The following is an 8671-nucleotide window of genomic DNA, read 5'->3' as shown; positions in this document are numbered from 1 at the left end:
CTTTGTTGCTCTTTGTTGCTCTTTGTTTGATCTGGTAGTGAAGTGAGTGCGTGCACTGCAACCATGTGGTAAAGTGTACGTTACGTACATGTGTTGACACCGCCACAGGTAGTGGCCTCATCTTTCCGTGTGTAAAGCCTATGCACAGCTTCATTCACCGATGCGTCTTCTTCGGCCTACTGTTTATCTTTACAATGGGCGTTGCAGTTGAGTCCGCGGATGCACAGCGGACCGGGCAGCATCGCGAAGAATATGAGGGAGTTGGTATTGATCGTAAGCACGGCGAAGTCGTGCCTGGCCATCTGACGTTTCACGACCACACCGGTAAAGAAGTCACACTCTCCGAGTACTTTGATGATGAGCGTCCGGTACTGCTTAACCTGGTATATCATGAGTGTCCCATGTTGTGTGGGCTCATGATGAACGGAGTAACAGAGACACTCCGTTCTTTAGACTGGACACCCGGTGAGGAGTATACGGTACTTACCGTAAGCTTCAATCCGGAAGAGACGCCTGAAATTGCACGAGAGCAGCGCGATCGGTATCTACAACAGTTAGATCGACCCCGTGCAGATGCGGGGTGGCACTTTTTGACAGGCGACGCGGAAAACATAGACGCGCTGACCGATGCTGTTGGCTTCAACGTGCGCTGGATTGAGTCTAAACAAGAATTTGCTCACCCCACCACATACGTGTTCTTGAGCGGTGATGGACGTGTGTCGCAGTACATACACGGCATGCAGCTTCCCGAGCGTGACACGCGACAGGCACTGGTTGAGGCCTCGGCTGGACAAGTTGGATCGCCGATGGACCTGATAATGCTATACTGCTTTCAGTTTGATCCAGAAGCAAACACCTATACAGCCGATGCCTTCAACTTGATGAAAATCGCTTCTGGGCTTACCGTTATTGTGCTTGGAGGCATGCTCTATGTCTTCTGGCGTCGCGAGAACGAGCAGGTTAACCAACAGCTTAACGACTCGTTTTCGATTCCGAAACCACAGAGTGGATAACGCTGACTGTACACTCTTTGCTCTCGGCCCCATTTATTCCTGTAATCCGTTTCTTTCTATCATGAATGATTCAGGCTCCTTCTGGCTTCCTGAGGCCGCTTCTACCGTAGCTGCCGAAATCGACGGTCTATTCTACTTTGTCTACTGGGCAAGTGCGATCATATTCGTTGGCGTAGTTGCGGCAATGGTGTACTTTGCCTATAAGTACCGGCGCCGCGATCCAAACGATCGGCCTGAGCTGGTTGAGGAAAGCCGTCTTCTTGAAATATCATGGATTGTGATCCCCACTATCCTTGTCTTGTTGGTGTTCACATGGGGGTTCCAGGCCTATATCACACTGGGCACGGCTCCACCTAATGCCTATGAAATCCAGGGCGAGGCCTACTCGTACGGATGGAGTTTCGTCTACCCGAATGGCGCTGAAACAACAGATGAATTGAACGTACCTGCCGATCGGCCTGTGAAAATCAATCTCAGCAGCCGAGAAGGCGACGTGATCCATAGCTTCTTTGTCCCGCAGTTCCGGGTGAAGCAAGATGTGCTTCCGAATCGCTATTCGGCAGTATGGTTTGAAGCAAACCAGACGGGCACATTTGAGTTATTTTGCACTGAGTACTGTGGAACCGGACACTCAGCGATGATCGGTGACGTAAACGTCATGCCACAAGACGAATTTGACGAATGGGTGGATGGCGCTGTGCTTGACGAAGATGCCATGTCGTTGGCTGAGTTGGGCGAACTTCAGTTTCAGCGCAACGGATGCCAGGGCTGCCACAGCATCGACGGATCCGATGGCGTAGGCCCAACGATGCAAGGGCTACATGGGCGCGATCGCGACCTTCAAGATGGTCGTACGGTCGAAGCAGATGAGAACTACCTGCGTCAGATGATCGTCGAACCCACCTCACAGGTCGTCGAAGGATACCGTGCCGGTATCATGCCCTCGTTTGCGCACCTTGATGAACGTCAGGTAACCGCGCTTGTGGAGTACATCAAGTCGCTCGACGACGAGTAACCAACATCCGAAGATAGCGCCCATTCCAACACCCCTCACACCCACGAACGCGAACTGATTATGGAAGCGGCAGCACGCGCAGCATCCGATAAGCATTCCGAGCCTAAAACATACCTCAACCATGAAACCAGTGTGTGGGAGTGGTTGACGACGAAAGACCACAAGAAGATCGGGATCATGTACCTGGTCTCGCTTGCCGTGGTCTTTCTGGTAGCGGGGCTCCTGGCCATGGCTGTACGGCTTGAGTTGATGTCGCCCGACTTCAGCATTATGTCGGCCGACCAGTACAACCAGACCTTCACGCTGCACGGCATCATGATGGTCTTCTTGTTCATCGTACCGTCGATCCCGGCTATTCTGGGCAACTTTGTGCTTCCGCTTCAGATCGGGGCGAAAGACGTTGCGTTTCCCAGACTTAATCTGGCCAGCTGGTATGTGTATATGGCTGGCGGCATCATGACAGTTGCTGCGCTTCTCATTGGACAGTTGGACACCGGCTGGACGTTCTACACGCCTTACTCCTCGCAGCAGGGAAGTGCCGTCATCTTTATGACGGCGGCCATTTTCGTCTCTGGATTCGCATCCATATTCACTGGGCTGAACTTTATTGTCACTATCCATAAAATGCGTGCACCGGGGATGACCTGGAACCGGCTGCCGCTCTTTATATGGGGACTCTACGCTACAAGCATCGTACAGGTGTTGGCCACGCCAGTCATCGGCATCACGATGATTCTGCTGATTCTTGAGCAGACGCTTCAAATTGGAATTTTCGACCCCGCGCTTGGGGGCGATCCGATTCTGTTCCAGCACTTCTTCTGGTTCTACTCGCACCCGGCGGTGTACATCATGATTCTGCCGGCCTTCGGCATCATCAGTGAACTGATCGCAACATTCAGCCGCCAGCGTATCTTTGGCTACCGGGCTATTGCGCTGTCGTCGGTTGCTATTGCGATGCTCGGATTTCTCGTGTGGGGACACCACATGTTCGTGTCGGGCCAGTCGGCGATCTCATCGATCGTCTTCTCGCTGATTACCTACCTGATTGGTATCCCATCCGGCATCAAGATCTTTAACTGGGTGGCTACGATGTACAAGGGATCGGTATGGCTGCAGACACCGATGCTATACGCGCTGAGCTTCTTGTTCTTGTTCACCATTGGTGGACTTACCGGTATTATGGTCGGTGTGCTTGCGGTTGACGTGCACTTGCACGACACGTACTTTGTTGTGGGCCACTTCCACTATGTTATGATGGGTGGCTCAGTAATGGCGCTTCTGGGAGGTATGCACTACTGGTGGCCAAAGATAACAGGGCGTATGTACAGCGAGATGCTGGGCAAGATCGCAGCTGGACTGATCTTCATCGGCTTCAACGTTACGTTCTTCACGCAGCTCGTGCTCGGAAGCCAGGGCATGCCGCGCCGCTACTACGAGTACGTGGATCGCTTTGCAGGATTGCATCAGCTGTCTACGATCGGCTCCTTCATTCTCGCAGCCGGACTCTTCCTTGTGCTCGGCTACGCTCTGCACTCGCTGTTTTACGGCAAGCGAGCTCCTCAGAACCCATGGGCAGCAGCTACGCTTGAGTGGACCAACGTTGCGGCGGTACCAGACCCGCACAACTTCACGAGCACGCCGCTGGTAACACGCGGGCCATATGACTTCCACAAGGCCGATGAGATATTCGGTGGAGGCGATGGCCAGGCAAGTGGGGATGGAGCAGGCATTGACGAAGATCTTCTCTCTCCCCCCGAAGCAGCGCCTGCAGCACCCGGCGACGAGCCGAAGCAGTAGCGTATACGTACTGATCACGGGGCGCTGTGTAGTGTCCCCGTGTTCCCATGTTGATCTCCTGACTTACGCAGTTTATCCGATGTCTACTGAAACAGCACCGGCTACAGACCACGTCGATACGGCGCACGACGATCATCCGCCGCACCTTCAGCACCACTTTGTGTCATCCGAGCAGCAGTTTGACTCGGCCAAGCTGGGCATGTGGCTCTTCCTGGTCACCGAGATACTGCTGTTCTCGGCTCTATTTGTCGCCTACGCCGTATACCGGAATTGGAATCCGGTCGCTTTTGTGGAGGCGAGCGCTACGCTCGACTGGCAGCTTGGCTTCGTGAACACGCTGGTTCTGCTGACCTCGTCGTTTACGGTTGCCCTCTCCATCCACTATATCCAGAAGAATGACGTACAGAAGTCGGTAATAAGTCTGCTTTCCACCCTGGCTCTCGCCGGTGTTTTCCTGGTGGTTAAGTACTTCGAGTACATGGCAAAATTCGAGGTGGGCATCTTCCCGGGCGAAGCATTTAATCCGACAGGAAGTTACGAGTATCTTGCTGCTATTCAGTACGTGCCGCAGTTCTTCAGCATCTATTTCGTAATGACCGGCATACACGGAGTGCACGTTCTAATTGGGATGGGACTGATTGCATGGATGGCTTCGCGCGCTTACCGTGGTCACTTTAGCGACGAGTACTACACGCCCATAGAGCTTACCGGCTTGTACTGGCACATCGTAGACATCGTCTGGATTTTCCTGTTTCCTCTGCTCTACCTGGTGTAAGCTACTTAGTAGATCAGAAAGGCGCTCCGAGCGCGCAGTGCACGCACGCGCAGGCGCTCGCATGGCCGATACAACGTTGCCTAACTTAATGCACCTTGCCTCCCCGTTATGGCCCACGACTCTGGTAACCACGGACATCACATCATCCCCATTCCAACACTCACAAAGACCTTTGCGGGGTTGATTGCACTTACGCTTATTACAGTAGGATTGGCCCAGTTTGACCTGGGTATATTCGAAGTGCCCGCTGCGCTTGGTCTCGCAAGCAGCAAAACAGCACTCGTCGTTATGATCTTCATGGCGTTGAAGTACGACAATCCGGTCAACACGCTCACTTTCATAGTGGGTGTGTTGTTTGTCGGGGTGTTTGTTACGTTTACACTCCTCGATACGGCATTCCGTGGTGATCTTGATAACGTCGACCCGATGACAATACAAGAGCGTGAACAGCTCTTGCAGGAGTTGGAACAAGAAGCCAACCCGAATACTGAGGAACTTCCCGAGTCCAGCGACAACGCTTAACAGGCTGCCCAAAGGCTCTTCGCGACTTAATGGTAATGGGCCCAAACGCAACGATCTGCATAGCATCCCCTGTTTCAGCACAATAAAGGAACGGGCGTCGAATCTTCATAATGCGACGTCCGTTTTCTCTATGTGTATTATTGATCTATAGAATGATAGATCGGGGGCAGCACATGCAGGCTTACAGGATCATGTGCGACAAGCGTACTTCTGAAGTGGTATTGGGCGACGCGTCCTTGCTGGGAAAGACTATGCATACGGCTCTGCTATGTATTACATTGCGAGCCAAGCATCAAAGAAACACCTGATCGGACAACCTTACTGCCCTACAACAGCCTTCGTAGCAGCTTGTGTAGCGCCCCGCCGCCCTGCACCGGAAAAGCCGTGATGCAGCCCCTTAACACTCTCGTGCAACTGGTTTTCAACTGACTGCTCTCCCATGCATGTGCTCTTTATCGCTCTGGTTGGGCCGATTCTCTTCTTCCTCCTGACATGGGTACTGGCCACAGCCTACCGATTGTACTTTCCTGAAAAGCCACTGTCTTTTGAGGGGGATTCCATTGTGCTATGGGATGAGCGGGCCCATGAAGAAAAGAGCGTGCCCGTTGGGGCACAAGACATACGAGAGCGGCAGCGTCGCAGTCAATACCTGCGCAAGACTTCTCCAGACTACCGGTATGCCTGGGGAGATTCGGATGGTTTTCCTGAGGCTTGGCGCGAAAACATACGTATGCGTCGTAACTGACGATAACCCACCGCACGACGGCCGACCTGTACGCCTGCAACTCACGATTTTTGTTTTGCCAACGACTCGCTTGAATGAAGGTTACCGAACATCTTGACCGCGCCTCTAATCCGCTTATCTCTTACGAAATCATTCCGCCGCGTCGTGGTGGCTCAGCCGAGCAGATGCTCCAGGTTGTAGAACAGCTCCTGCCGTACGAACCGCCGTTTATTGACGTGACCAGCCACTCGGCGGAAGTCTCCTACAAGCCAATGCCAGACGGCACCTGGAAACGCTGCGTGAAGCGGAAGCGACCCGGCACGCTCGGGCTTTGTGCGGCGATCGAGGCGCGCTATGGCATCGATACAGTGCCCCATATCCTGTGCAAAGGATTCAGTCGTGAGGAAACTGAAGATGCCCTAATCGAGCTTAACTACCTGGGTATTGACAACGTACTTGCTATACGCGGGGATGATAAGGGCGTACAGAAAGATTTGCCGCCCGATCGTTCGCGGAATGAGTACGCCATCGACCTGGTCGAACAGATCCAGGATATGAATGAAGGCGAGTATCTGGAGGATCTGATGGATGCGCAGCCGACCAACTTCTGCATAGGGGTCGGAGGCTACCCAGAGAAGCATTTTCAGGCACCCAACTTAGCGTGGGACATCATGCACCTGAAGCAAAAAGTGGAAGCGGGTGCCGATTACGTCGTGACGCAGATGTTCTTCGACAACGACTACTTCTTTCGTTTTGTGGAAGAGTGTCGCGACGTTGGTATTGATGTCCCTATTATTCCGGGCATAAAGATTATCACGAGGAAGCGGCATCTTCGCTCGCTCCCGACCCACTTCCATACAGACATCCCGGAAGAGCTGGCTGCCGAAATTGAAGCGGCAGAAACCGACACAGAGGTAAAGCACCTGGGCATTGAATGGGCTATACAGCAGTCGGAAGAGCTTCTCTCCAGTGGAATCCCCTGCCTGCACTTCTACATCATGTCAAGTGCAGAGGTCGTTAAAGAGGTAGTTGAACCGCTGCGTGAGATGGCCTGAAAGAAGGGCGTTGAACACCCTCAATAGATGCGAGACAGATAAGGGTCGCATCTAATACGTACATATCTGTAAAACAGAGAAAGCCCGGAGGTCCGGGCTTTCTTGCTTAGATGGCAGCATAGAAGGCGTGCCCCAAACTGGCCAGGGGAGCACGCAGGAAATGAGCCAACAAAGTTAGCGGTGCGCATCCTGATCTTTGCGGCGAAGCTGAGCCTTGTACTTCTCCAGCTGGCGGCGAAGCTGATCTGCACACTCCTTCGCTGCATCCTCATGGTTTCCAGCCTCGCCTGTCGCAGTCAGACGCTTCTGGTAGACATCTAACCGCGCCTCGACAGTTTTCTCCTCAGCTGGGCTGTTGTTTTTCCCAAGCACGACCTCCGCATTGATGATGCCATCATAGTAGCGCTCAAGCTTGCGAATCCGATCTTCGACACGGGCTTGCACCTGTGAGCTTACAGTCACATGGCGCGTGGTAAGTTGGAGGTTCATAAGGCACAACAAAGCTTATGAGGGCAAACAGATAAGTGAAAGCAAATGCAGCAGCTAAAGCATATAGATAGCCAGACAGTAGGGCAGCAATGATGCAGATACATCTGCCGCTGCTGCTATTCTACTGTGTTATTCCGCTGCGCATTTGAGTCATGAACAGGCGGCGTTAAAAGTAAGGTGCGTCGCCGTTATCGGACACGCGCAGGAGATAGAAGTGTTGCAGCTTAAGAACAACCCTGCCAGGTATAACTTGCCATAAGCAGGCGTACCCTACCCGAGAACCGAGCGGTTATGGCACAACGAAGTTGCAAAGGTTGAGAGACCAATGAGTATGCCAAAACCAGTCAAAAAGCACGGGTCGGCGGATGCATACCCTTGAGTTGCAATCAGGTATCGTCGTCGAGCCATGTTAGATACCGGTCTTCGAGGCGGCGCATCTCTGCCTGTCCATCTTCTGTTTTATCGGAGTAGCCAACAAGATGAAGCAAACCATGCACGGCATAGCGAGCCACTTCACGAGCTGCTGTCGTATCAAACTCGGTGTGGCGCTCCTGTGCCGTCTCCACATCCACATAGATCTCTCCTTCTGTAGGACCGTCGGGCTCGCTTAAATTAAAGGCGAGCACATCCGTATTGTAGTCGTGCTCCAGGTATTCCACGTTGAGACGCCGAACGAGATCATGGCCACCAAGGATAACGGTGACATGGCCTATCTCTGCCTTCTCTTCTGCTCCCACATGCGTGAGTAGCGCAACCAGATCGTGGTCTGCAACAGGAAGTTCAGAGAGCAGAGAGGTAGTCTCAATCGTAATCATATAATGCGGATTAAGTGGCAAATCGCGAATACACAGTAGGCGGCCACGGTTACCATTCTTTGTTGAGCGGCAGCGTCGGTGTATCAGAGCATCTCTGCTCCTTGCTTTTTCTGATAGGGGGATGGAGCACCATAGCAGCCTCCACGACCAGCACTTAGAACCTGTTTGGGTTTTGGTTTGCCGGCGAGAGCGAGCGCCGCTGCGGCGAAAATTGGACCACGATAGAGGTTCGTAGCCGGGGCTACGGGCCGACACGAGGGCGCAAGCCCGACTGACGCCCGTATATCGGGGGCAATTTGCACCAGGGGCATGACCTTCGGCCCCAGCCCAGCGGAGCCGCTCGCAGCGCCCCGACCGCAGGGAGGACGTACTCCTGGGGTGCCCAAATTAAGAAATCAAAACAGGCTCTTAGCATGCGAGAAGGTTTAGATACTGCCTAATGTTCAAGCGCTTGCCCGTAGACCTA

At 53.2% G+C, this 8671-nt stretch carries 9 protein-coding genes; 7 read left to right on the top strand and 2 right to left on the bottom strand.

Features of this window, described 5'->3' with window-relative positions:
* The first annotated feature begins 140 nt into the window (after positions 1–140).
* The 7 genes from PPP56_RS06945 (at position 141) to metF (ending at position 6901) form a co-directional block, all read left to right on the top strand.
* A complete protein-coding gene (locus tag PPP56_RS06945; protein ID WP_353563313.1) occupies positions 141–1013 on the top strand; it encodes an SCO family protein in 873 nt (290 codons plus the stop codon).
* A gap of 61 nt (positions 1014–1074) precedes the next feature.
* Positions 1075–2028 (top strand): cytochrome c oxidase subunit II, encoded by a 954-nt coding sequence (gene coxB, locus PPP56_RS06940; RefSeq protein ID WP_353563312.1) that lies wholly within the window; start codon positions 1075–1077, stop codon positions 2026–2028.
* A 60-nt stretch (positions 2029–2088) separates the two neighbouring features.
* Positions 2089–3825 (top strand): cytochrome c oxidase subunit I, encoded by a 1737-nt coding sequence (gene ctaD, locus PPP56_RS06935; protein WP_353563311.1) that lies wholly within the window; start codon positions 2089–2091, stop codon positions 3823–3825.
* Positions 3826–3904: 79 nt separating this feature from the next.
* Entirely contained in the window at positions 3905–4600 is a 696-nt protein-coding gene (locus PPP56_RS06930; protein ID WP_353563310.1) for a cytochrome c oxidase subunit 3 family protein, read from the top strand.
* A gap of 108 nt (positions 4601–4708) precedes the next feature.
* Entirely contained in the window at positions 4709–5122 is a 414-nt protein-coding gene (locus PPP56_RS06925) for a cytochrome C oxidase subunit IV family protein (protein ID WP_353563309.1), read from the top strand.
* Positions 5123–5561: 439 nt separating this feature from the next.
* On the top strand, positions 5562–5867 hold the full coding sequence (locus tag PPP56_RS06920; RefSeq protein ID WP_353563308.1) for a hypothetical protein: 306 nt from the start codon (positions 5562–5564) through the stop codon (positions 5865–5867).
* Between the two features lie 74 nt (positions 5868–5941).
* Positions 5942–6901 carry a methylenetetrahydrofolate reductase [NAD(P)H] gene (metF, locus tag PPP56_RS06915; RefSeq protein WP_353563307.1) on the top strand — a complete coding sequence of 320 codons (960 nt, stop codon included), beginning with the start codon at positions 5942–5944 and terminating at the stop codon, positions 6899–6901.
* 174 nt (positions 6902–7075) lie between these two features.
* Here the strand turns inward: metF and hpf are convergent, their stop codons facing one another.
* Positions 7076–7390 (bottom strand): ribosome hibernation-promoting factor, HPF/YfiA family, encoded by a 315-nt coding sequence (hpf, locus tag PPP56_RS06910; RefSeq protein ID WP_353563306.1) that lies wholly within the window; start codon positions 7388–7390, stop codon positions 7076–7078.
* Between the two features lie 386 nt (positions 7391–7776).
* Positions 7777–8205: an rRNA maturation RNase YbeY gene (gene ybeY / locus PPP56_RS06905; RefSeq protein WP_353563305.1), complete on the bottom strand. Its 429-nt coding sequence runs from the start codon at positions 8203–8205 to the stop codon at positions 7777–7779.
* Between the last annotated feature and the right edge of the window lie 466 nt (positions 8206–8671).

Origin of the sequence: Longimonas sp., from assembly GCF_040409695.1 — a bacterium.
Classification (GTDB): Bacteria; Bacteroidota; Rhodothermia; order Rhodothermales; family Salinibacteraceae; genus Longimonas.
This window is presented reverse-complemented; position numbering and strand designations above follow the sequence as displayed.